Origin of the sequence: Myxococcus sp. CA023 (assembly GCF_010998615.1) — a bacterium.
Classification (GTDB): Bacteria; Myxococcota; Myxococcia; order Myxococcales; family Myxococcaceae; genus Myxococcus.
The window spans coordinates 34,864-54,938 of the sequence record NZ_JAAEAH010000058.1 but is presented as its reverse complement, the minus strand read 5'-3'; the positions used below and the strand labels follow the sequence as shown (position 1 = coordinate 54,938).

The following is a 20,075-nucleotide window of genomic DNA, read 5'->3' as shown; positions in this document are numbered from 1 at the left end:
GGCAGGCGCGCGAACGGGGCACGAGCATGGAGCGGATCCGCACGGAGTTCCCGGAGGTGACGCTGGCCATCCTCTCGGGAGGGCAGGGCCGGCGCCTGTCTGGCGTGCCCAAGGGGCTGTTGGAAGTGGAGGGGCGCACGGTCCTGGAGCGGCTCCTGGCGCTGGCCCCGTGCTTCGAGGACGTCTTGCTGGTGGCTAACGTGCCTGGGCCCTATGCGCGCTTTGGGGTGCGCACGGTGGCGGACGTGGTGCCAGGCAAGGGAGCGCCTGGCGGTGTCCATGCGGCGCTGGTGGCCGCGCGCACGCCCTGGGTGGTGGCGGTGGCGTGCGACATGCCGTTCATCACGACGGAGGTCCTGCGGGTGTTGCTGGGCGCGCGGGACGACGGCGTGGACGCGGTGTGCTTCGAGGTGCGGGGCAGGCTGGAGCCGTTGCTCGCAGCGTACCGGTCGGCGCTGGCACCGGCGTGGGGGACGACACTGGCGACGGATCCTTCGATGCGGGAGCTGTTGTCCGGAGTGCGCACGCGGCTGTTGTCCGAGGCCGTGCTGCGCGCGGTGGATCCGTCACTCCGGTCCGTGGCGAACGTGAACACCCCCGAGGACCTGGCGCGCTACGGCGTGGCGCTGCCGTCGTGGCGGGGGTGAGGGGAGTGTGTCTCCGCGAGGAAGGCGCTCAAGAAAGGGATTGGGACCGCCCAGAGATATACTGACAGGCTGTGCGACCCTCCCTGTGCGTATGGCTTCTGGTGCTTGCCTTGTTCTGGGGTGGTTGCGCCACCGCCTCGAATGCACCTCTCCAAAGCGGAGGGGCTGATGCGGAAACGGAGTGTCGCTCGCCCGATGAAGACAGGTGCGTCGCACTCCTGTGCCAGGGGGACGCATGTGGCTTCTACCTCTGTGAGGACATGCCCGGTGCGGTGTCGGTGGCCCTTCCTCGAGGGGCCGTCATGGTCTTCCCCAACTGGAATGGCGCGCCCGAGCGGATCATCCCTCCGTCACGCCAGCTCACGCCCGGGCGCTGGGAAAAGCATCACATCTTTCCCCAGGCAGAAGACCTCTCGATGTGGTTCGGAATTCGAGGCGTCAAGATCCACGACTACACCATGCCGATTCCGCGTGACGTCCATCGGCGCATTCACGGCGGAGACGGACGCGGTGGCGCGTGGAACCAGGCCTGGCGCGACTTCAAGGCGGCAAAGCCGGGCGCCAGCCCCACGGACATCTACAAGTTCGCGGGGGAACTCATACATCGCTTCCAACTCATGGGCGGTCCGATTCAGCCCTACTATTCGCGCCCGGGAGTGTGAGGACGGATGAGCCGTTTCTTCTGGATGCACGAGGACAAGGCCGCGGCGGCAAAGTACGGAGGGGAGATCAACGCCTGGCACAAGCTGTCGCTCCCTGGCGTGAGCTGCGGCACTTGCGGCGAGACATGGGCCCATACGGGACACGAGTATCCGTGCGTCAACCTGGCTCAACTGCCAGAGCGCAACGAGTTCGCGCGTCCCAGGCCCGAGCCCTTCCCTGAATTCGCGCGTCTCCGTGAGCTGGTCCGGCCTCTGGTTCCTCCAGGTGCCGAACTGCCGCCCGGTACGGGCTTCGGTCCCCTGGTCGGACGTGCCACGGGCGTATTCGGTCCCATTGCCTGGGTATGGGGGCAGAAGCTGCTCGTGCAGCGCGACGCCCTGTCGCGGCTGCATTCCGAGGGCGTACAAGGCCTCCAGGCCTGCCCGACGCAGCTGCGCTTCCGGCAGAAAGACCCGCCAGAACTGCTGGAGCTACAGATTGAGCCCCACGGCAGGCTGCATCCGGACTGCATCCCGCCCGATGAGCCGCCACCGTGCGTGACCTGTGGCCGCTTCGGCCTGACGCGGCCGGATGCACCCATTCTCGACGCGGCCTCCCTCCCCACGGGCCTGGACCTGTTCCGGGTCGGGAACTTCTCCACGATGATTGTCGGCACGGAGCGCTTCATGGATGCGGTGCGCCGACTGGACCTGGATGGCATCACCTTCCAAGCGCTGCCCGCGCACTGACGGACGACCCGCCAAGACTCGAGCCTAAGCAAGCAACCAGGCAGCACCTCCTGCGTCACCATGACTCATGGACCGCGGCGGCCGGGAATGGGAAACAGGCGGGGGAGAACCTCATGCTGAAGACCCCTCTTGGACGTTTCCGTGCCGTGGCCCTCGCGGAGGGCCTGTCCGTCATCGCGCTCTTCTTCATCGCCATGCCCTTGAAGTACGCCGCGGGCATGCCGCAGGCCGTGAAGTTCACCGGCTGGGTCCACGGCCTGCTCTTCGTGCTCTACCTCTTCGCGCTCATGGAGGCGGCCATCACCTACCGCTGGTCCTTCGTCCGCGTGGTGGGCGGCGTCTTCGCGTCGCTGCTTCCCTTCGGCACCTTCGTCTTCGAAGCGCGCCTGCGCCGTGAAGCGGCCGAGCCGGCCGTCGAGCCCGCACCCTGAGTCACGTCGCGCATCGGACGTGACAGGTGGGACGCTCCGCACCGAGGCCGCCCGGAGTTCGCGCGGGCGGTCAAGCTGTGCCAGCATCCCGCGCGTTCTCCGACGGGAGGTCAGCATGGAGCGCGGCAAATGGGACACGCCAGAGGATGTGGAGCGCGAGCTGAGCTCGCGGCTCGCGCTCGTGGAAGCGTCCGAGGGCATTCGCGGTATGCACTTCGCGGCCGTCCTCGACACCGTGCGCTTCCTCGGCGGTGAGCAGGCGGTGGCTCCCATCCAGCAGGGCGGTGACTACCCCGCCGACCTGGACACCACCGAGCTCTACCCCGTCCCGCCCTTCATGCGCGTGTTCTTCTCCGCGGCCCGGCTGCTGGCACCACAGCTCGGCGGCGTCGAGGAGGCCATGCGGCAGCTCGGCGTCCAGGGCACGCTGGCCTTCATCAACTCCATGTTCGGCGCCGAGGTCCGGCAGCAGGTGGGCGGCGAGCCCAAGCGCCTCGTGGAGATGCTCCCCGAGGCCTACCGCATGGCCATCAACTTCGGAGAGCTGCAGGTGGCGTGGACGGGCCCGCGCTCGGGCCGCATCCACATGCGCCGCATCTTCACCCCCGTCGCGTACAACGAGGGCATGCTCGAAGGCGCGCTGCTGGCCGTGGGCGCCCAGGACATCCAGGTGCGCGGCGGACAGACGTCCCTGCTGGACAGCGAGTACACGCTGTCCTGGGACTCGTGAGCTGCTGCGTGTCGCGGATGCGGTAGGCCGCAGTGCGTGCCGCGGTTTCTCGCCTCGCGAGAATGGGCCACTGCCAGTGCTCGTCCGTACACATCTGCTGGACGAATCGTGGTGAGCCCTCTGTCACGCGGCTGATCCACGCATGACATCGACGCGACTGTTCACAACCATGACGAAATAAATGATGTTCCTCCGCGCCCATTGGCTAGAAGTGGGCGCCGAGCGCCCGGACATGTGCACCGGGCCTACGCAACGGAGGGACGTCTCATGAAGGCAAACAACTGGAAGAACCTGGCCGCAGTGGCGGGCGTCATGGTGTCGGTGAGCGCCGGCGCTCAGGAGTCGTCGGGGAGCTTCGGTTCGGAGGGGCAGTTCGTCATCAGCACGGATGCCTCCGCGAACATGGGTTACTCCACGCAGGGCAGCGGCATCGGCTACATCTTCCTGGAGCCCGGCGCGGACTACTTCCTCAAGAAGAACCTGTCCGTCGGTAGCGGCCTCCAGGTCCGCGCGCTCTTCGGCAGCGGTGACACGATTGCCGCCTTCGGCCTGAACGCGCGCGTCGGTTACAACATCCCGCTCTCCGACCGCATCTCCGTGTGGCCCAAGGGCCAGGTGTCGCTGTACATCGGCGACGACATCCTGCCCTTCGCCAACTCGGCGCTCCCCGCCAACGTGACCGTCATCCTGGAAGGCTACGCGCCCTTCCTCTTCCACGTGACGCCGCACTTCTTCGTGGGCGGTGGCCCGCGCCTGGCCTTCGGCCTGGGCGATGACGTGGAGGTGAACTTCAGCGTCGCCTCCACCATCGGCGGCTACTTCTAGTCTCCGCCCCGCCGCGTCCCTCGAGGACGTGGACGTGCGTGTGGTGCATCAGGGGCCTCGGACGAGGTGGGACGCTGCTCCCACCGCGTGCCGGGGCCCGCTTCATTTCCAGCCAATGGCCCGGGCCGCCGCCGCCGCCGTCAGTGGCTCCGCTGCTGACCGGGGCCGCCCTCTCGCGACAGGTTCTGCGCGGTGCCCACCAGCGCGAGGTGGCTGAAGGCCTGCGGGAAGTTGCCAACCATCTTGTGGGCCACCGGGTCGTATTCCTCGGACAGCAGGCCCACGTCGTTGCACAGGCCCAGCAGGCGCTCGAACAGCTCGCGCGCCTCGCCCTTGCGGCCCATCAGCGCCAGCGCGTCCGCCAGCCAGAAGCTGCACGCCAGGAAGACGCCTTCGCCCGGAGGGAGGCCGTCCCGTGTCTCGTGCGTGTGATAGCGGCGCACCAGCCCGTCGTGGCACAGCTCGCGGCGGATGGCCTCCACGGTGCCGCGCACGCGGACGTCGTCGGGCGGGAGGAAGCCCACCATGGGAATCAACAGCAGGCTGGCGTCCAGGGCCTGGCTGCCAAAGGCCTGGGTGAAGGTGTTGCGGCGCGCGTCGTAGCCCCGCGCGCAGATGTCCGCGTGCATCTGCGCCCGCAGCGCCTTCCAGTGCTCCACCAGCGCGCCGCGCATGCCGCGCAGGTTCGCCGTCCTCACCATCCGGTCCATGGCCACCCAGGCCATGACCTTGGAGTGGGTGAACTGCTGTCGCCCGCCGCGCACCTCCCAGATGCCCTCGTCGGGCTGGTCCCAGTTGCGCTCCACGAAGCGCAGCAGGTGCACGCTCACGTCCCAGGCCTCGGCGTCCGAACAGACGCCGTGACGGAGCGCGTGGTAGAGGCAGTCGGCAATCTCGCCGAAGACGTCCAACTGGAGCTGGCCCACGGCGGCGTTGCCGATGCGCACCGGGCGCGAGCCCGCGAAGCCCGGCAGCCACGGCAGCTCCAACTCGGTGACGCGGCGCTCTCCGGCCACGCCGTAGAGGATTTGGAGCTCATCGGGCTCTCCGGCCACCGCGCGCAGCAGCCAGTCCCGCCAGGCCTGGGCTTCCTGGGTGTAGCCGGCGTCCAGCAGGGTCAGCAGCGTCAGCGTGGCATCCCGCAGCCAGCAGTAGCGGTAGTCCCAGTTGCGCACGCCGCCCATCCGCTCCGGCAGGGACGTGGTGGGCGCGGCGACCACGCCGCCGGTGGGGGAGTAGGTGAGCGCCTTGAGGGTGATGAGCGAGCGCATCACCTGCGTGCGCCAGGGGCTCTCATGGATGCAGCGGAACGCCCAGGCGCGCCACCACCGCTCCGTGTCCGCGCGCGTGAGGAAGGGGTCCGGCGGCTGACGGGGCGGAGGCAGGTGCGAAGGATGCCAGGACAGGACGAAGGCCAGGCGCTGCCCTTCCGGCACGGAGACGTCCGCGAGCACATGGCTGTGCTCCAAACGCAGCGGCAGCTCCGTGGACAGGTAGAGCGCGTCCGGGCCGGCCTTGGTGCTGACACCTCCCGGAATCAGGCGGGCCCAGGGCGTGCGGTCGCCGTAGCCGAAGCAGGGGGCGAACTCCAGGTGGAGCGGCACCTGTCCGGTGCGGGCCTCCACGATGCGAATCAACTGCGGCGTGTCCTCGCGCAGCGGCATGAAGTCGCACAGGCGCACGGTGCCGGCGTCGGTGTGGAACTCCGTCTCCAGTACCAGCGTGTCGCGCACGTAGCGGCGGTGCACGCGCCGCACGGGCACGGTGGGGGCGATGCGCCAGAAACCATGCCGCTGCTCACCCAGCAGCGCCGCGAAGCACGCGTCCGAGTCGAAGCGCGGCCAGCACAGCCAGTCGATGGTGCCGTCATTCGCCACCAGCGCGGCGCTGTGCGTGTCTCCAATGAGGGCATGGGCTTCGATGGGCAGCGCCATGCGGGAAAGCTAGGGACGCCTCCCGCGGCGTGTCCCTCCAGGAGCACCCGGAGCGGCGGGCCGTCCACGGCCCCCGCGGATGGCGGGGGAGGGGGCAGCCGCCCGCTCGCGGCGCATCGACGCCATGCGACAAGACATGGGGCCTGAGCAGGGAATGCCGCGGCGCGCGATTCGCCCCGGGTATGGGGTTGCCCGGACATGACTGTCCATGCGGGCCGGCCGTTCTCGATTGGCGTTGGTCCTCCGCGCGGGGTTCCCGAGGGTGTGCGCGGTCTGGTGTTTCATCCGCATGTTTCACCCGCATGCGGGCCTCGCGGCGGCCCCGCACGCCAGGCGGGGAGGCGCGTACTGCTCCTACCCACGTACCAGGTTGCGCAGAAGGAAGGTCAGATTGGCGGGGCGCTCGGCCAGCCGGCGCATGAAGTACGGGTACCAGTGCCGTCCGTACGGCACGTAGATGCGCACCGGGTGACCCTCCCTCACGAGTCGCTCCTGCAAGTCCCTGCGGATGCCGTACAGCATCTGGAACTCGAAGGCGCCGCGCGGCAGTCCGCGCTTCGCCGCGTGGTCCAGTGTCGCTTTAATCATCCGTTCATCGTGCGTGGCGATGCCGTGATACACGCCGCTGTCCAGCAGCACCCGCATGGTGCGAACGAAGCTGGCATCCACGTCCCGTTTGTCTGGGAAGGCCACGTCGGGCTTCTCCAGATAGGCACCCTTGCATAGACGGATGCGGATGCGCTGTGCGCACAGCGCCTTCGCGTCCTGCTCCGTGCGCCGCAAGGCGCTTTGCAACACGGCGCCGACATGGGGCTCGCCGAACTCCGCGCGCAGCTGTCGCACGATGTCCAACGTCACCTGCGTCACCGAGCTGTCCTCCATGTCGATGCGCACGAAGGAGTCGCGGGCCGCGGCCTCGGCCACCACCGTGCGCGCGTTCTCCAGGGCCAGGGCTTCATCGAACAGCAGCCCACACTGGGTGAGCTTCATCGACACGTTGGCTCGCACGCCTACCGCGTCGATGCGTGCCAGCAGCCGCTGGTACTGGCGCACCTCCTCCCGCGTCTCCTCGGGCGTCTGGACGGCCTCGTTGAGGTGGTCGAACGACGCCATGAGCCCGCGCGCGGACAGCGCCTTCACGGCGTCCACGGCCTCCTCCAGCGTCTCTCCGGCGATGAAGCGCGAGGCCAGCCGCCGGAAGGGGCGCAGGCGCATGGCGGCGCCTTCCAGGCCAGGGCGGCGGGCCAGGAACAGCAGGGCGGAACGGGACAGGTGGGTGGCGTCGGTGGTCATGGTGTGGGTGGCGGCTCAGTCCAGGTGCTGCCGGAGGAAGTCCCCGGCCAGCGTGTTGAAGGCATCGGGGTGGATCATGTAGGGCAGGTGGCTGGCGCCCCGGATGAGCGCCAGCCGGGCTCCGGGGATGTGCCGGGCCTCGCGCACGATTTCGGCCCGGCCCTCCGGCGGCAACCGCTGGCCTCCCAGCACCCGGGCCACGGTGGGCGCCAGCAGGTACGCCAGGGGCCGGGGCGCGCGCACCAGGGTGGACAGCGTCAGCGCGTCCGTCAGTGGCTCCATGGGCGCGAAGGAACGGCCACTGGCCCCCAGCCCCGGAAGACACACCACGGTGCGTGATTCGTCCGTGTTGCCCTCTGGAAAGGTGAACAGGCGTACCGGTGTGCCTCGCACGGGACGTCGTTCACAAGGCAGGTGGGCATCGCCCTGCTGGATGTCGTCCGCATCGGGACGAGCGGCGGGCCGTGGGGGTGTCCCCCCGGGCGGGATGACAGGGTTTCAAGCATGGGAATGCCTCGTCCGACCCGTGAGTCCGCCCGAAGCGCCGTCATGGCGTTCTCCCGCGTCCCCGCCACGCCGCCCAGCCATGGCAACACCGTGCGGATCAACGGGATGCGGAAGAATCCCCGTTCCGTCAGGCCCAATGGATAGCGGCCGGTGCCCTGGTGGATCAGATGAAAGAAGGCAGGTGTCTCGTAACCCCAGACGCCGTGGTTCCCCACCAGCAGCACCGGGCCTTTCAATGGCAGGTGCTCGCAGCCCAGCAGCCGCACCCGATGGTACAGGGCCGACAGCCCCGCGCCCTGCTCGGCGAGGCGGAATACGGCCCGGCGCAGGCTGGCGAGCGGGGCATCCATGGTGGAAAAACATGGGGATGCGTGGCGTCCCCAGCAGGCGGCGCCCTCCTCCTGGCCGCCGGGCAGCCGGGCGCCCCTGAGACGGCGGTGGCCCTGACAGTGGGGGTTCGTAGGAGTTTGAGTAATGTCAGCTCGCAGGCATACTCAGGTTGTCTGCTTCCAGGTGCATGCCGAACGTTCCGGCATGGGCAGCCCGTTCGACATCCTCATCGACCAGCATCGGGAACTGGAAGAGCGTCTCGAGCGTCTGGCATCGGGTGTGGAACCCGATGAGCTGAGGGGATTGACGGCGGAGCTGCTGGCATTGCTGAGGCTTCACTCACGACTGGAGGAGCGTTGCCTCTACCCGGTGATGGCACGGGTGGAGGGCCGCGAGTCTTGTCGTGAGCAGACGGAAGACCATCTCACGATGCGTGAGCTGATGGCTGAGCTGGAAGAGCTGCCCTCGGGCCATCCCGAGTGGCAGGCGCGTCTGTTGACGCTGGAAGACCTGGCGGTGGCTCATTTCCAAGAAGAGGAGAATGCACGACTGCCCCAGCTCATGATTGCCCTGGATTCCCTGTCGTTGGACGACCTGCGTCGTGATTTATCGGCCACTTGGGACGAGCTGCTGTCACGCCCCCAGGTGTTCCAGGTGGCGGGGGAGGCCCCCCTGCTGGAGTCCCTGCACTGGGACGGCTAGGCCACGGTTGCCGCCGGGAAACAGGTGAGACCTGCGACAACGGGGCGAATGGTCCGTTGCTCAGTCACAACTTTTATCTCTTCCTTTAGACAAAACCATTTTTGGAAGGTAAGGGTATGGGCAGCATCACAAGCATCGAGCATCAGCCCCCCCTAGTACTGCATTACTCTTGTCGTTCCCCAGGTGAGGATTCAACGAATGTCCGTGGATAAAGCGTTTCGCGACATGATCCGCAATGAAATCGAGGTCCAGCTCAAGCCGCTGCGTGACGTGGTCGCGCGGCTGGAGGAGGGCACGGCGGACTTGGACGCGCTCCGCAACGTGGCCGAGCGCCTGGCCCCGCTGGCCGAGGTCGTCGGGCCCCTGTTCGGCGCCCAGATTCCCGCGGCCGCCAAGGCCGGCCGTCGTGGCCCGGGTCGTCCTCCCGCGGCTCGCAGCGTCGTGACGGCGGCTCCCGCGGCAGCGGGTGGCAAGCGTCGTGGCCGCAAGCCGGCGGCGGCGGGTCCTGACGGCTCGCGCGCGTGCGCCATCATCGGCTGCGGCAAGCCCAGCCGCACCAAGGGCTACTGCGCGGCCCACTACCAGAAGCTCCGCATGCTGGAGAAGACCAACCGCCGCCCGAGCGACTGGAAGGACTACGCCGACCCGGACAGCGTGGACGACATCAAGCTGCCGCGTGGACGCGCCGCGTCCAAGGCGTTGGCGGCTGCCGCTCAGGCTGGGCACGCAGGCTAGCCAGCGGCACGCTGCCCCGGCCCGGGCAGAGAGTGACCGCGCCCCCGCCATTCCGCTCTGTTGTCGGGAGAGGAATCGGGGTCCGCCCATGCGGGAGAGACTTGCCCGTGGGGGCTTGCACGAGCATGAATGCCCGGGCCCATGAACAAACGCGATTTGGAGCCTGGAATCATCACCGACCTGGCCGGAAGGACCACGTACGGTGATTATCTGCAGCTCGACCGACTCTTGTCGGCCCAGGTGACGCGCTCGCAGCCGCCTCACCACGACGAGCTGTTGTTCATCATCCAGCATCAGACGAGCGAGCTGTGGATGAAGCTGCTCATCCACGAGCTGGGCGCCTGCATCCGTTACGTGCAGGCGGACCGGCTGGAGCCGTCGTTCAAGATTTTCGCGCGCGTGGCGCACATCCAACGGATGCTCTTCGAGCAGTGGAGCGTGTTGGAGACGCTCACGCCGAACGAGTACCTGGAGTTCCGCGACACGCTGGGCAGCTCCTCTGGCTTCCAGAGCTTCCAGTACCGTGCGGTGGAGTTCCTGCTGGGCAACAAGGACGCGCAGGCGTTGATGCCCTTCCGCCACGTCCCCGCCATCCACGGCGAGTTGGAGCGGCTGTTCGAATCCCCCAGCCTGTATGACGAGTTCCTGCGCCACCTGTCGCGCATGGGACATCCGGTGCCGCAGAGCCACGTGCAGCGTGACTGGCGCAAGCCCTACGAGAAGAGCCCGGAGGTGGTGGAGGTGTTCCGGCGCATCTACCAGGACGCCGAGGCGCACTGGGATGCGTATGAGATGTGCGAGAAGCTGGTGGACACCGAGGAGCGTTTCCAGCTCTGGCGCTACCGCCACATGATGACGGTGATGCGCATCATCGGCTTCAAGCAGGGCACGGGGGGCTCCTCGGGTGTGGGCTTCCTGCGCAAGGCGTTGGACCTGCGCTTCTTCCCGGAGCTGTGGGACGTGCGCACGGAGCTGACGCCGCCTCCTCCGCGTCACCGGCCCTGAACGTTCGCTCGGCTGAAGACAGTCCAGCGCCTCCCGGGGCCGTCCATTCCGGTACGGCTCCGCGGAGGGAATGACGACTGTCTGGCATGCCAGGGGGGCCGGCCACGGATTGTCATGGGCGCGGGTTAGGCTTCACGCACCATGGACGCTGCCGAACCGCTGCTCTTCGACAAGGCGTACGTCCTCTGCTACCGGACCTTCGACATCGCGGAGGAGCTGGACCTGGAGCGCGCGCGCCGGGTGCTCACGGAGGACTCGCGCCGGCTCAAGCTGTCACGGGAGAACAGTCAGTACATCCAGCTGCCCAACCCGCCGCTGGCCTATGAGCTGGGCCGCCGGCCCCTGGCACTGCGGGACGGCCCCGTCACGGTGGATGTCACCGCGCGCCTGTTCGACCATGGCGCCGTGTCCATCATCCTGCAGGTGCCAGTCGTTCCGGGCACCTCGTTGGAAGCGCTCACGCGGATGGCGGACGAGCTCTATGACAGCCAGTCGTTGGAGGCCCTGGCGTTGGAGTTGGTGGAAGGTGTGCGCCGCACCATCGCCCCCGCCGCGCAGGCGCCCCATTTGTGGGAGCAGAACGAGAGCTACACCGTCATCTTCGCCGAGCACATCCGTGGCAATCCCACCGCGGAGGAGTTGGTGACGCGCGCGGACCTGGCCCGGCTGCTCCTGGGCGAAAGCGGCACGGTGCCGCTGTCTCCGCGTGAGAGCGAATCCGTACTCCAGTCGCGCTTCAGCTACACCATCCACGACCTGGTCGTCATCGACTGGAACAGCGCCTTCGTCTACGAGCCGTCCGGCTCGCGAGACATCCCCGACCTGCTGGAAATCGCCAACGCGCAGTTGTTGGAGTTCCGCTACTACGATGAGCGGTTGGACGCGCACATCACCCGCATCCACGAGAAGGTGCAGGCCGCGCGGCATGGCTGGGCCACGTTGTTCCGCAGTCCCTACCGCACCCTGGCCCGGCAGACGCTCTCCACGCTGGTGGACCTCAACGAGTTCATCGAGCGCGTGGACAACAGTCTCAAAATCATCGGCGACTTCTACCTGGCCAAGGTCTACGAGAGCGCAGTGCGCCGCATGCGCATCCCGCCGTGGCAGGCCGCCGTCACCCGCAAGCAGCAGTTGCTGGCCCAGACGTATGGCCTGCTCAAGGGTGATGTGGACATCGACCGCTCCCACACGTTGGAGGCCGTCATCGTTCTGCTCATCGTGCTGGAAATCTTCTTCGCCTTCTTCCGCGTCTACGAGCACTGAGGCACCCACGGGGAACCCCGTACTTCAGGGCAACGCGCTGTGCGGTTTCCACGCTTCGTCCGGCATGGGAGAATGAGGCTTCGAGGCAGGGAGCCATGCGTCCGTGCCGGGGGGAGTGGGGCATGAATGTGCCCGGAAAATCAGTGGGAGCCGCGGTGGACCGCATGTCGCGGGCCCTGGAGCGGCTGTCCGCAGCACCGCCGGTGGTGGCGGTGCTGGAGGAATTGCTTTGCCAGGCGTCCGTCACGCTGGGGGCTTCGGGTGCCTTCCTGTGCTGGTGGGGCGGGACGGGCGACTTGAGCACGCTCACCACTCCCGGCGTGGACGCGGAGGCGACCGCCATCTGCGCGCAGCGGCTGCTGGCCCAGGCGCCCGCGCCGGGTGAGCCGCGCCTGCCCTGGGTGGTGGAGGACGTGTCGCAAGACGCGCTGCTGGCCTCCGAGCCGGACGCCCTGCGGCGGCTGGGGGCCACGGCCTTGATGTCCCAACCGCTCTACTTCGCTTCCGGCCTGGGCGCCGCCGGTGTGCTGGGCGTGCTCTTTCGCGAGGCGTGGCGGCCACAGGAGGAGGAGCTGCGGCGCTTCGGCCTCTCGGTGAAGCTGGCGGCGCTGGCGCTGGAGCGCGAGCGCATGGCGGAGACGCTGCGCCAGTCCGTGCTGTCCGCGCGAGCGGAGGTGGAGGAGTCGGAGGTGCTGCGGCTGCGCCGCTTCCAGGCGGTGACGGAGGCCTTGGGCCGCGCGCTGTCCTCGGACGAGGTGGCGCGCGTGGTGCTGGAGCAGGGGCTTCCCGCGGTGGGCGCGGGCGTGGGCCTGGTGCACCTGGCGGAGCCGGACGGGACGCTGGCGTTGAAGGCCGCGCTGGGCGTGTCCAACGCGCAGCGGGAGGCGCTCCGGGTGCCACCCTGGCGAAGCAGCGATATGCCGGGGCACGGCGCGGGGGCGCCGGTGTGGCTGGAGACGCCCGCCGCGGCGCGGGACGTGGTGCCCGCGCTGGGGGCCCTGCGCGCACTGGTGCTGCTGCCCTTGCACGTGGAAGGGCATGCCTTCGGCACGTTGTGCCTCGGCTTCCCGGAGGCGCGGCGTTTCTCGGCGCTGGAGCGGGCGTCCATCACCGGCCTGGGGCACGAGTGTGGCCAGGCGCTGGAACGCGCGCGGCTGTACGCGCGGGAGCGCACCGCGCGGCTCCAGGCGGAGGCGGCGGGGCAGCGCCTGCGGCTCCTGGCGGACGCGAGCGCGCTCGTGTCGGCGTCGCTGGACTGGGAGGAGACGGTGGCGGGCGTGGCGCGGCTGGCGCTGGGGCACTTCGCGGATGGCTGCGCGGTGGACTCGTACGAGGACGGCGTGGTGCGGCGGCTGGCCGTGCTCTATGAGAATCCGCAATCGGCGCCGCGCGGGTTGGAGCTCCTGCGCTTCGCTCCGCAGGAAGGCAGCCCCACGTTGCTGGCGGAGGTGCTCGCCTCGGGGCGCCCGTGGATGATGGCGCGCCCCACCGCGGAGCCCGGGGACACAAGTACGGCTGCGGCGCGGCTGTACGCGGCGGCGCGCGAGCTGGGCGTGGGCTCGCTCATCCTGACGCCGCTGGTGGCGCGGCAGCGCACGCTGGGGGTGCTCACCTTCATGCGGAGCGAGACGTCCGCGCCCTTCGACATCCCGGACCTGTCCCTGGCCGAGGAGCTGGCGGGGCGCGCGGCGCTGGCCATCGACAACGCGGACCTGTTCCGCAAGGCGCGCGCGGCGGAGGAGGAGAGCCGGCGCGGGGCGGCGCGGCTCCACGTCCTGGTGCAGGTCAGCCACCTCATCGCGGAGGCGGGGTTGGACCTGTCCATGGTGCTGGAGGTGCTGGTGCGCAAGGTGTCGGAGGCGCTCGGAGACGCGTGCGTGCTCCAACTGCTCTCCGAGGACAAGACGCGTTTGGAGCTGGTGACGGTGCACCATCCCAACGCGGAGGCCCGCGCGCTGCTGGACGCATCCATGCGGCGCTGCCCGGGGCGGGTGGGAGAAGGGTTGTCGGGCCGGGTGGCGGCGACGGGGCAGCCGCTCTTCGTCCCGCGCCTTCTGGCCGAGGACCTGCGCGATGAGCGCGTGCCGGAGGGCATGCCCTTCCTCCAGCACTACGGGCCCCACAGCGTCATCGTCGTCCCGCTGGGCGTGCGCGGCCGGGTGCTGGGCACGCTGGGGGTGATGCGCGAGGCGCAGGGCCGCGAGTATTCGGTGGAGGAGCGCGCGCTGCTGGAGAGCCTGGCGGCGCGCGCGGCCTTGGCCATTGAAGACGCGCGGCGATACGGCGCGGCCACGCAGGCGGTGAAGGCGCGGGACGAGCTGCTGTCGGTGGCGGGGCACGAGCTGAAGTCGCCGCTGAACGCGCTCCAGCTCCAGATTCACCTGCTGGCGCGCATGGCCCGCGAGGCGATGGCCGTGGACGGGCTGGCGGAGCGCGCGGAGCGGGCGGCGAAGGCGGGCCAGCGGCTGGGGCTGCTCATCGATGACCTGCTGGACGTCTCGCGCCTCAGCTCGGGGCGGCTGGGGCTGAAGCGTGAAGAGGTGGACCTGGCGGCGCTGACGCGCGAGCTGGTGGGCCGCATGTCCGAGGAGCTGGCGCTGGCGGGCAACGAGGTCCGGCTGCTGCTGGACAGGCCGGTGTCGGGGCAGTGGGACCGGCTGCGCCTGGAGCAGGTGCTGGTGAACCTGCTCACCAACGCGGCGAAGTACGGCGCGGGCCGGCCGGTGACGGTGGAGGTGGAGGCGGTGGGCCCGGTGGCGCGGCTGTCCGTGCGCGACGAGGGCATCGGCGTGTCGCCGGAGGAGCAGGAGCGCATCTTCGAGCAGTTCGAGCGCTCCGCGTCGGTGCAGCACTTCAAGGGACTGGGCCTGGGCTTGTGGATTACCAAGCGCATCGTCGAGGCCCACGGCGGCTGCATCCGCCTGGCGAGCGAGACGGGCAAGGGCTCCACCTTCACCGTGGAGCTGCCCTTGCCGGCTTGAGCGCCTGGACAGCTCGCACTCGCTGCGCTCTGGTTCCGCGGATGATGAAGACGCGCGCACTCCACCGACTGGCCTTGCTCGCCGCCGCCGTGCTGGCCGTGGCCGCCCCGGGCTGCCGGCACGCGCCCCCGCTCGACCCGGGCCTGGACGCGGATGGCGACGGCGTCCTCAATGGGGAGGATGCCTGCCCCACCGTGCGCGGGCTCGCGCGGCTCCAGGGCTGCCCCGCGAAGGACACGGACGGCGACGGCGTGGAGGACGCGTTGGACAAGTGCCCGCGTCACGCCGGGCCCGCGTCGCGGGAGGGCTGCCCCATCCGCGACTCGGACGAGGACGGCGTGGAGGACGCGAAGGACGCCTGCCCGCGGGTGTTCGGCCTGCTGGAGCGGCAGGGCTGCCCCGTCGACGACCCGGACCGCGACGGGGTGGAGGGCGCGGCGGACACGTGCCCGGACGAGCCCGGGCCCGCCTCGCGCGAGGGGTGCCCCATCCGTGACGCGGACGGGGATGGCGTGCCGGATGAAGAGGACGCCTGTCCCGACGAGGAGGGACTGCCCTCGCTGCGCGGCTGCCCGGAGCGGGACGTGGATGGCGACGGCGTGGCGGACCACCGGGACAATTGCCCGCGTGAGCGGGGCGCGGTGGACAACCAGGGTTGCCCGGCGGCGCGCAAGCAGCGCGTCGTCATCCGCCCGGACCGGCTGGAGCTGTTGGAGCGCATCACCTTCGCGCCCGGCACCGCCGCCCTCCAGCCGCGCGTCCAGCCGGCGCTCGACAACGTGGCCGAAGTCCTGCTGGTGCACCCGCGGCTGGGGGTCATCGCCATCGAGGGCCACACGGACAACCGCGGGGACCCGGACGTGCAGCGGGAGGTGACGCTGGCGCGCGCGGAGGCGGTGCGGGACTACCTGGTGGAGCGGGGTGTCCCGCCGGATCGGCTGGAGGCGTGGGGTTTCGGCCCGGACAAGCCCGTCGAGTCGAATGAGACCGCCCAGGGACGCGAGGCCAACCGCCGTCTGGACCTCCGGGTGGTGGCGCCGCGCGGGCGCCCGTAAGTCCCGGACTCCCCGTGGGTGGGGGGTGTGAGGTACACTCACCCACCATGAGTGCTTCCAGCCCCTTGTTTGGTGATTTGCTGCTCAAGCTGGGGATTGTCTCGCCCAGTCAGGTGCAGGAGGCGCTCGCCCTCCAGGCCCTTACCGGGCAGCGCGTGGGGGAAGCCCTCATCTCCCTGGGCTACGTCACGCGAGAGCAGATTCAGGACGCGCTGGGAGAGGCGCTCGGGCTGCACCAGGACAAGAGCCCCCTGCAGCCCGCGCTGGGCGAGCTGCTGGTGGGGCTCAAGTACGTGACGCTGGCGCAGCTCGACGAGGCGCTCGCGCGCCAGCGCCGTGACGGCCGCAAGCTGGGCGAAATCCTGGTGGAGCTGGGCCACTGCACCTACAAGCAAATCTACGAGGCGCTGGGGCTGCAGAACCGCATCGCCGGGCGGCAGGACCTGCCGCGCCCCTCCTCTGACGGCCGTCGCCGCGTGGTGGTGGTGGACGACAGCCCGCTGGCCTGCGCCTTCGTGCAGGAGGGCCTGGTGGCGCTGGGCTACGAAGTCCTCTGCTTCCAGGACCCGTTCGAGGCCCTGGAGAGCATGGGCCGTCTCCAGCCCGTCATCGTCCTCAGCGATTTGGAGATGCCCGGCCTGGACGGCGTGGAGCTGTGCCGCCGCCTGAAGGAAGGCCCCAGCCACGCGGTGCCCGCCATCATCCTCACCGCCAACGACGTGGAGGCCGAGCGCGTGCGCGGCCTGCGCGCTGGCGCGGATGACTACGTCAACAAGTCCGCGTCCATGGACGAGCTGGCCGCGCGCATCGAAAGCGTGGTGCGCCGCACCGGCGAAACGGAGCGCATGCGCAAGCTGTTCGCGCGCTACACGTCCGACGCGGTGGTGGAGGAAATCCTCAAGAGCGCGGACGCGGTGGTGCTCACCGGCGAGAAGCGCGAGGTGACGTTGCTGTTCGCGGACATCCGCAACTTCACCGGCCTGGCGGAGAGCCTGCCTCCAGAGCAGGTGGTGGGGGTGCTCAACCAGGTGCTCGGGCGGATGTCGGACGCGGTGCTCACCTGCGGCGGCACGCTGGACAAGTTCCTGGGCGACGGGCTGATGGCCGTCTTCGGCGCGCCGGTGGCCCGTCCGGATGACGCGCTGCGTGCGCTCCAGTCCGCAAAGATGATGATGGATGCGCTGACGGACCTGCGCATCGAGGCGGAGGCGGAGTGGGCGGCGGGCGGGCGAGAGGGCCAGCCGCTGGTGCTGGAGCTGGGCATCGGCATCAACTCGGGCGTGGTGGTGGCGGGCAACATCGGCAGCACGGTGCGCGCCGAGTACACCTGCATCGGTGACGCGGTGAACGTGGCCGCGCGGCTGTGCGCGCTGGCGGGCCCGGGGGAAATCCTGGTGGGGGAGCGCACCCGCGAGCTGGTGGACGCCAACGCGACGGCCTTCGAGGACCTGCCTCCCGTGCGGCTGAAGGGCAAGCAGCAGCCCGTTCCACTGTTCCGCGCCCTGTAACGGGTGAAGTCCACGCGCGCCTCGCGAGCGGAAAGCGGCTATAGGAAGGGGTCATGAACGCCTCGTCTGACGAGCCCCCTCCGTCCCGCCGCTCCCCCGTTTTGTTCGTGGGGCTCGTCTTCGGACTCGGGTTGGTGGTCGCCGTCCTGGTGGGCGCGCTGAGCGGCTCCAAGGCCGTGCACGCCGACCGCATCCACCAGGACTTCGCCGTGCTGGAGGAGGCCCTGGGCCGCTACCACGCGGACAAGGGCACCCTGCCGGAAGACGCGGACGTGGAGGACCTGCTGGTGCCCGCGTACCTGCCCTCCGTTCCGTTGGACCCGTGGGGCCGGCCGTACCGCTACACGAGCAACGGCACCGAGGTGTTCCTGTCCACCTTCGGCAAGAGCGGTGACCGGGGTGGTTCGGGCGAGGAGCAGGACCACACCAACCACGACGGGCACGCCGTGCCCCAGGTTGCGCCCGAGCGCACGTGACGTGCGGGCGGGCAGGCGCTGGGGTGTGCCCAGGCCCCGCGAGCCCGCGTGTGCGGTGTGCGCCGGGCCCTGGAGCGAGCCAGCGTAGGGCGGGTGCCCGCTTCCTGGCGTCGCCATGGCCACTGTTTCCTTCACGGGGAAGGGTCTTCCCGAACCTGGAGGGCAGCCATGGCCATCGTGTGCGTCACCAACCTGTCCCCTGAGTCCCTCGCGGCGGCCCACGTGGCGGCGGCCGTGGCGGGGCGGCTGCAAGAGCCGCTGCTGCTCCTGGGCGTCGCGGAGGGCGATGCCTTCCTCGACGACGGCACCGGCGCGCTGGCCCTCACCCAGCAGCGGTTGGAGGAGGAGGCCGCGCGGCTCGAAACGCTCGCGAGGGTGGTGCGCTACCGGCTGCAGGCGGGCACCTCCGCGGATGAAGTGCTGAGTGACGAGGAGTGCCGGCACGCGCGGTGGATTGTGGTGGCCGTGTCCGGCTGGCGCACCTCGGCGTGGCGGCGGGCCACGGTGCCCGAACGCCTGTCCCGCTACGGCTGCGCGCCGGTGCTGGCCGTGCGCAGCGACACCGCGCTGACCGACTGGGCGCGGGGCCGCAGGCGGCTGTTGGTGCTGGTGGGCGTGGACCCCGGCTCCTCCACCACGGGCGCCGCGGTGTCCTTCCTGCGCGAGCTGCGCCGGGTGGGGCCGTGTGACGTGCTGGCCACCTACGTGTGCTCGCCCATGGACGAGCGGGAGCGGCTGGGCATCCACAGCCCCGTGCATGTGGAGTTGCTGGAGCCGGCGCTGCAGGGCATGGAGGCGCTGGACCCCATCGTGGAGCGCGTGCTGCAACGCGAGGTGCGCGAGCAGGTGGGGGACCTGATGGGCGAGGGCAGCGTGGAAGTGGTGCTGGAGCCCGGTTTCGGCCGTCCGGCGGACCACCTGATGCACGTGGCGCACACGCGCGGCGTGGACCTGATGGTGGTGGGCACGCACCAGCGCAGCGGGGTGAAGCGGCTGTGGCATGGCTCGGTGTCCGCGGGCGTGCTGCGGCACGCGGCGCAGTCCGTGGTGTGTGTGCCCCCCCTGGTGCAGGCCCGGCGCGAGGACCGCCCACCGCGAAGCGTGCTGGTGCCCGTGGACTTCTCCGAGGCCTGCACCAAGGCCATCTCCCATGCGCGCACGCTGGTGGGGCCCGGGGGCCGGGTGCACCTGCTGCACGTCCATCGCCGCAAGCTGGAGGACCGCGGCTTCGCGGACCACTACGGCGTGCTGCCCGAGCCCGCCAGGGACAGGGACCAGGTGCTCCAGCGGCTATGGGAGCTGGTGCCGCGCGACGAAACCGCCCAGACGGTGCGTTGGAGCGTGGAGGGGGTGACGGGCGAGGACGTGACGCTGGCCATCTGCCAGGCCACGGAGCGCGAAGGGGTGGACCTGGTGTGCGTGGGGACGTCCCTGGAGCCCTCGCGCCTGCGGGACGCCCTGGAGGGCGAGGTGGCCCATGAGCTGGTGACGCGTTGCCGCCGGCCCGTCATGGTGGTGCCCTCCGCCTGAGGCAGGTGTTTCAGACGGGGGATACCTGTCATCACATGAAAGGATTGTCAGGTGGTGCCGGCTCCGACGTGCCCGGCAGGGCACGTCTGCATTAGAATCTAGAAATCACGCATTTCCAGACGCAGGGGGGCCGCCGGTGACACCGCAAGGTTATCGTGAAGTGGAGCTCGTCTGTAACCGTTCCTCGCTGCTCCTCCATGGCGGTACGGAAGAGGAGCGGCGCTGCTGGGCGCAGGAAGCCGCGCGCAACTTCAACGTGGAGCTGGTGGAGGTGCGGCAGGCGGCCGAACTGCCGCAAGCGCTCCGGCAGCCCAACGGGGTGGTGTTCATCCCGGACGTGGCGAAGCTGGGGCGGGACGCGCAGTTCATCCTGCTGCAGTGCCTGCGGATGCAAGAGGAACGGCCGAAACTGGTGCTGGGCGTCTCCGGCTCGGCGGACGCGGCGCTGGCGCGCGGCACGCTGCGCGAGGACCTGCACTACCGTCTGCACAAGGCCCAGGTGGACTTGCAGAAGGACGGGTTGCGGGACGTGTTGAAGCGCCGCTGGGCGCAGCAGGCTGAACAGCTCGCGCTGAAGGCCGCCGCGGCCCGCGCCGCCGAGGAAGCGGCCCGCGAGGCGGCCATTGCCCGGCGTCCGGGCACGGTGACGCGCATCGCTCCCAAGCAGAAGAAGGTGAGCGGCGGCGCTCGAACGAAGGCCGTGTCCAGGAACGCCGCCCGCTGAAGCCGCGC

Annotated in this window: 19 protein-coding genes; 16 read left to right on the top strand and 3 right to left on the bottom strand. The window is 69.8% G+C overall.

Annotated elements, in window-relative coordinates:
- Window positions 1–26 precede the first annotated feature (26 nt).
- The 6 genes from F8M74_RS24535 to F8M74_RS24510 all read left to right on the top strand — a co-directional run bounded on the left by F8M74_RS24535 (window position 27) and on the right by F8M74_RS24510 (window position 4,024).
- Entirely contained in the window at window positions 27–647 is a 621-nt protein-coding gene (locus F8M74_RS24535; RefSeq protein WP_141258374.1) for a molybdenum cofactor guanylyltransferase, read from the top strand.
- 71 nt (window positions 648–718) lie between these two features.
- Window positions 719–1,309 carry a TIGR02269 family lipoprotein gene (locus tag F8M74_RS24530; protein ID WP_141258375.1) on the top strand — a complete coding sequence of 197 codons (591 nt, stop codon included), beginning with the start codon at window positions 719–721 and terminating at the stop codon, window positions 1,307–1,309.
- A 6-nt stretch (window positions 1,310–1,315) separates the two neighbouring features.
- On the top strand, window positions 1,316–2,038 hold the full coding sequence (locus F8M74_RS24525; RefSeq protein WP_141258377.1) for a double-CXXCG motif protein: 723 nt from the start codon (window positions 1,316–1,318) through the stop codon (window positions 2,036–2,038).
- A gap of 113 nt (window positions 2,039–2,151) precedes the next feature.
- Entirely contained in the window at window positions 2,152–2,469 is a 318-nt protein-coding gene (locus tag F8M74_RS24520; RefSeq protein ID WP_140870138.1) for a DUF3817 domain-containing protein, read from the top strand.
- A gap of 115 nt (window positions 2,470–2,584) precedes the next feature.
- Complete coding sequence (locus F8M74_RS24515; protein WP_216612114.1) at window positions 2,585–3,199, top strand: DUF2378 family protein; 615 nt, start codon at window positions 2,585–2,587, stop codon at window positions 3,197–3,199.
- Between the two features lie 267 nt (window positions 3,200–3,466).
- Window positions 3,467–4,024, top strand: a complete 558-nt coding sequence (locus F8M74_RS24510) for a hypothetical protein (RefSeq protein WP_171410174.1) — start codon at window positions 3,467–3,469, stop codon at window positions 4,022–4,024.
- Window positions 4,025–4,164: 140 nt separating this feature from the next.
- Here the strand turns inward: F8M74_RS24510 and F8M74_RS24505 are convergent, their stop codons facing one another.
- From F8M74_RS24505 to F8M74_RS24495, 3 genes are all read right to left on the bottom strand, one after another.
- Window positions 4,165–5,958, bottom strand: coding sequence for a glycoside hydrolase family 15 protein (locus F8M74_RS24505; RefSeq protein WP_141258382.1), 1,794 nt, complete (start codon window positions 5,956–5,958; stop codon window positions 4,165–4,167).
- A 354-nt stretch (window positions 5,959–6,312) separates the two neighbouring features.
- Window positions 6,313–7,251, bottom strand: coding sequence for a proline dehydrogenase family protein (locus tag F8M74_RS24500; protein WP_141258384.1), 939 nt, complete (start codon window positions 7,249–7,251; stop codon window positions 6,313–6,315).
- Window positions 7,252–7,266: 15 nt separating this feature from the next.
- Entirely contained in the window at window positions 7,267–7,644 is a 378-nt protein-coding gene (locus tag F8M74_RS24495) for a hypothetical protein (protein WP_228559825.1), read from the bottom strand.
- A 588-nt stretch (window positions 7,645–8,232) separates the two neighbouring features.
- On the opposite strand from F8M74_RS24495, the gene F8M74_RS24490 reads away from it, so the two are divergent.
- The 10 genes from F8M74_RS24490 (at window position 8,233) to F8M74_RS24445 (ending at window position 20,067) form a co-directional block, all read left to right on the top strand.
- Window positions 8,233–8,790, top strand: a complete 558-nt coding sequence (locus F8M74_RS24490; protein ID WP_141258388.1) for a hemerythrin domain-containing protein — start codon at window positions 8,233–8,235, stop codon at window positions 8,788–8,790.
- A 198-nt stretch (window positions 8,791–8,988) separates the two neighbouring features.
- On the top strand, window positions 8,989–9,525 hold the full coding sequence (locus tag F8M74_RS24485) for a cell wall protein (protein WP_141258390.1): 537 nt from the start codon (window positions 8,989–8,991) through the stop codon (window positions 9,523–9,525).
- A gap of 129 nt (window positions 9,526–9,654) precedes the next feature.
- The gene (locus F8M74_RS24480) at window positions 9,655–10,530 is read left to right on the top strand and encodes a tryptophan 2,3-dioxygenase (RefSeq protein ID WP_011557312.1); all 876 of its coding nucleotides are present in this window, start codon (window positions 9,655–9,657) and stop codon (window positions 10,528–10,530) included.
- Between the two features lie 141 nt (window positions 10,531–10,671).
- Window positions 10,672–11,793, top strand: a complete 1,122-nt coding sequence (locus F8M74_RS24475; protein ID WP_140796191.1) for a hypothetical protein — start codon at window positions 10,672–10,674, stop codon at window positions 11,791–11,793.
- 122 nt (window positions 11,794–11,915) lie between these two features.
- Window positions 11,916–14,774: a GAF domain-containing protein gene (locus tag F8M74_RS24470; protein WP_301340578.1), complete on the top strand. Its 2,859-nt coding sequence runs from the start codon at window positions 11,916–11,918 to the stop codon at window positions 14,772–14,774.
- Window positions 14,775–14,815: 41 nt separating this feature from the next.
- On the top strand, window positions 14,816–15,829 hold the full coding sequence (locus F8M74_RS24465; protein WP_228559830.1) for an OmpA family protein: 1,014 nt from the start codon (window positions 14,816–14,818) through the stop codon (window positions 15,827–15,829).
- Window positions 15,830–15,876: 47 nt separating this feature from the next.
- A complete protein-coding gene (locus F8M74_RS24460; protein WP_141607767.1) occupies window positions 15,877–17,337 on the top strand; it encodes an adenylate/guanylate cyclase domain-containing protein in 1,461 nt (486 codons plus the stop codon).
- A gap of 53 nt (window positions 17,338–17,390) precedes the next feature.
- The gene (locus F8M74_RS24455) at window positions 17,391–17,813 is read left to right on the top strand and encodes a type II secretion system protein GspG (RefSeq protein ID WP_141256527.1); all 423 of its coding nucleotides are present in this window, start codon (window positions 17,391–17,393) and stop codon (window positions 17,811–17,813) included.
- A gap of 168 nt (window positions 17,814–17,981) precedes the next feature.
- The gene (locus tag F8M74_RS24450; protein WP_141256528.1) at window positions 17,982–19,343 is read left to right on the top strand and encodes a universal stress protein; all 1,362 of its coding nucleotides are present in this window, start codon (window positions 17,982–17,984) and stop codon (window positions 19,341–19,343) included.
- A 136-nt stretch (window positions 19,344–19,479) separates the two neighbouring features.
- Window positions 19,480–20,067, top strand: coding sequence for a Fis family transcriptional regulator (locus tag F8M74_RS24445; RefSeq protein ID WP_141256529.1), 588 nt, complete (start codon window positions 19,480–19,482; stop codon window positions 20,065–20,067).
- Window positions 20,068–20,075: the final 8 nt, after the last annotated feature.

What these genes read in the sequence shown, in the direction of transcription:
- F8M74_RS24465 (WP_228559830.1), top strand. Translation starts at nt 14,816, where the DNA reads ATGATGAAGACGCGCGCACTCCACCGACTGGCCTTGCTCGCCGCCGCC.
- F8M74_RS24490 (WP_141258388.1), top strand. Translation starts at nt 8,233, where the DNA reads ATGTCAGCTCGCAGGCATACTCAGGTTGTCTGCTTCCAGGTGCATGCC.
- F8M74_RS24520 (WP_140870138.1), top strand. Translation starts at nt 2,152, where the DNA reads ATGCTGAAGACCCCTCTTGGACGTTTCCGTGCCGTGGCCCTCGCGGAG.
- F8M74_RS24470 (WP_301340578.1), top strand. Translation starts at nt 11,916, where the DNA reads ATGAATGTGCCCGGAAAATCAGTGGGAGCCGCGGTGGACCGCATGTCG.
- F8M74_RS24475 (WP_140796191.1), top strand. Translation starts at nt 10,672, where the DNA reads ATGGACGCTGCCGAACCGCTGCTCTTCGACAAGGCGTACGTCCTCTGC.
- F8M74_RS24525 (WP_141258377.1), top strand. Translation starts at nt 1,316, where the DNA reads ATGAGCCGTTTCTTCTGGATGCACGAGGACAAGGCCGCGGCGGCAAAG.
- F8M74_RS24515 (WP_216612114.1), top strand. Translation starts at nt 2,585, where the DNA reads ATGGAGCGCGGCAAATGGGACACGCCAGAGGATGTGGAGCGCGAGCTG.
- F8M74_RS24510 (WP_171410174.1), top strand. Translation starts at nt 3,467, where the DNA reads ATGAAGGCAAACAACTGGAAGAACCTGGCCGCAGTGGCGGGCGTCATG.
- F8M74_RS24450 (WP_141256528.1), top strand. Translation starts at nt 17,982, where the DNA reads ATGGCCATCGTGTGCGTCACCAACCTGTCCCCTGAGTCCCTCGCGGCG.
- F8M74_RS24485 (WP_141258390.1), top strand. Translation starts at nt 8,989, where the DNA reads ATGTCCGTGGATAAAGCGTTTCGCGACATGATCCGCAATGAAATCGAG.
- F8M74_RS24460 (WP_141607767.1), top strand. Translation starts at nt 15,877, where the DNA reads ATGAGTGCTTCCAGCCCCTTGTTTGGTGATTTGCTGCTCAAGCTGGGG.
- F8M74_RS24480 (WP_011557312.1), top strand. Translation starts at nt 9,655, where the DNA reads ATGCCCGGGCCCATGAACAAACGCGATTTGGAGCCTGGAATCATCACC.
- F8M74_RS24500 (WP_141258384.1), bottom strand. Translation starts at nt 7,251, where the DNA reads ATGACCACCGACGCCACCCACCTGTCCCGTTCCGCCCTGCTGTTCCTG.
- F8M74_RS24455 (WP_141256527.1), top strand. Translation starts at nt 17,391, where the DNA reads ATGAACGCCTCGTCTGACGAGCCCCCTCCGTCCCGCCGCTCCCCCGTT.
- F8M74_RS24535 (WP_141258374.1), top strand. Translation starts at nt 27, where the DNA reads ATGGAGCGGATCCGCACGGAGTTCCCGGAGGTGACGCTGGCCATCCTC.
- F8M74_RS24505 (WP_141258382.1), bottom strand. Translation starts at nt 5,958, where the DNA reads ATGGCGCTGCCCATCGAAGCCCATGCCCTCATTGGAGACACGCACAGC.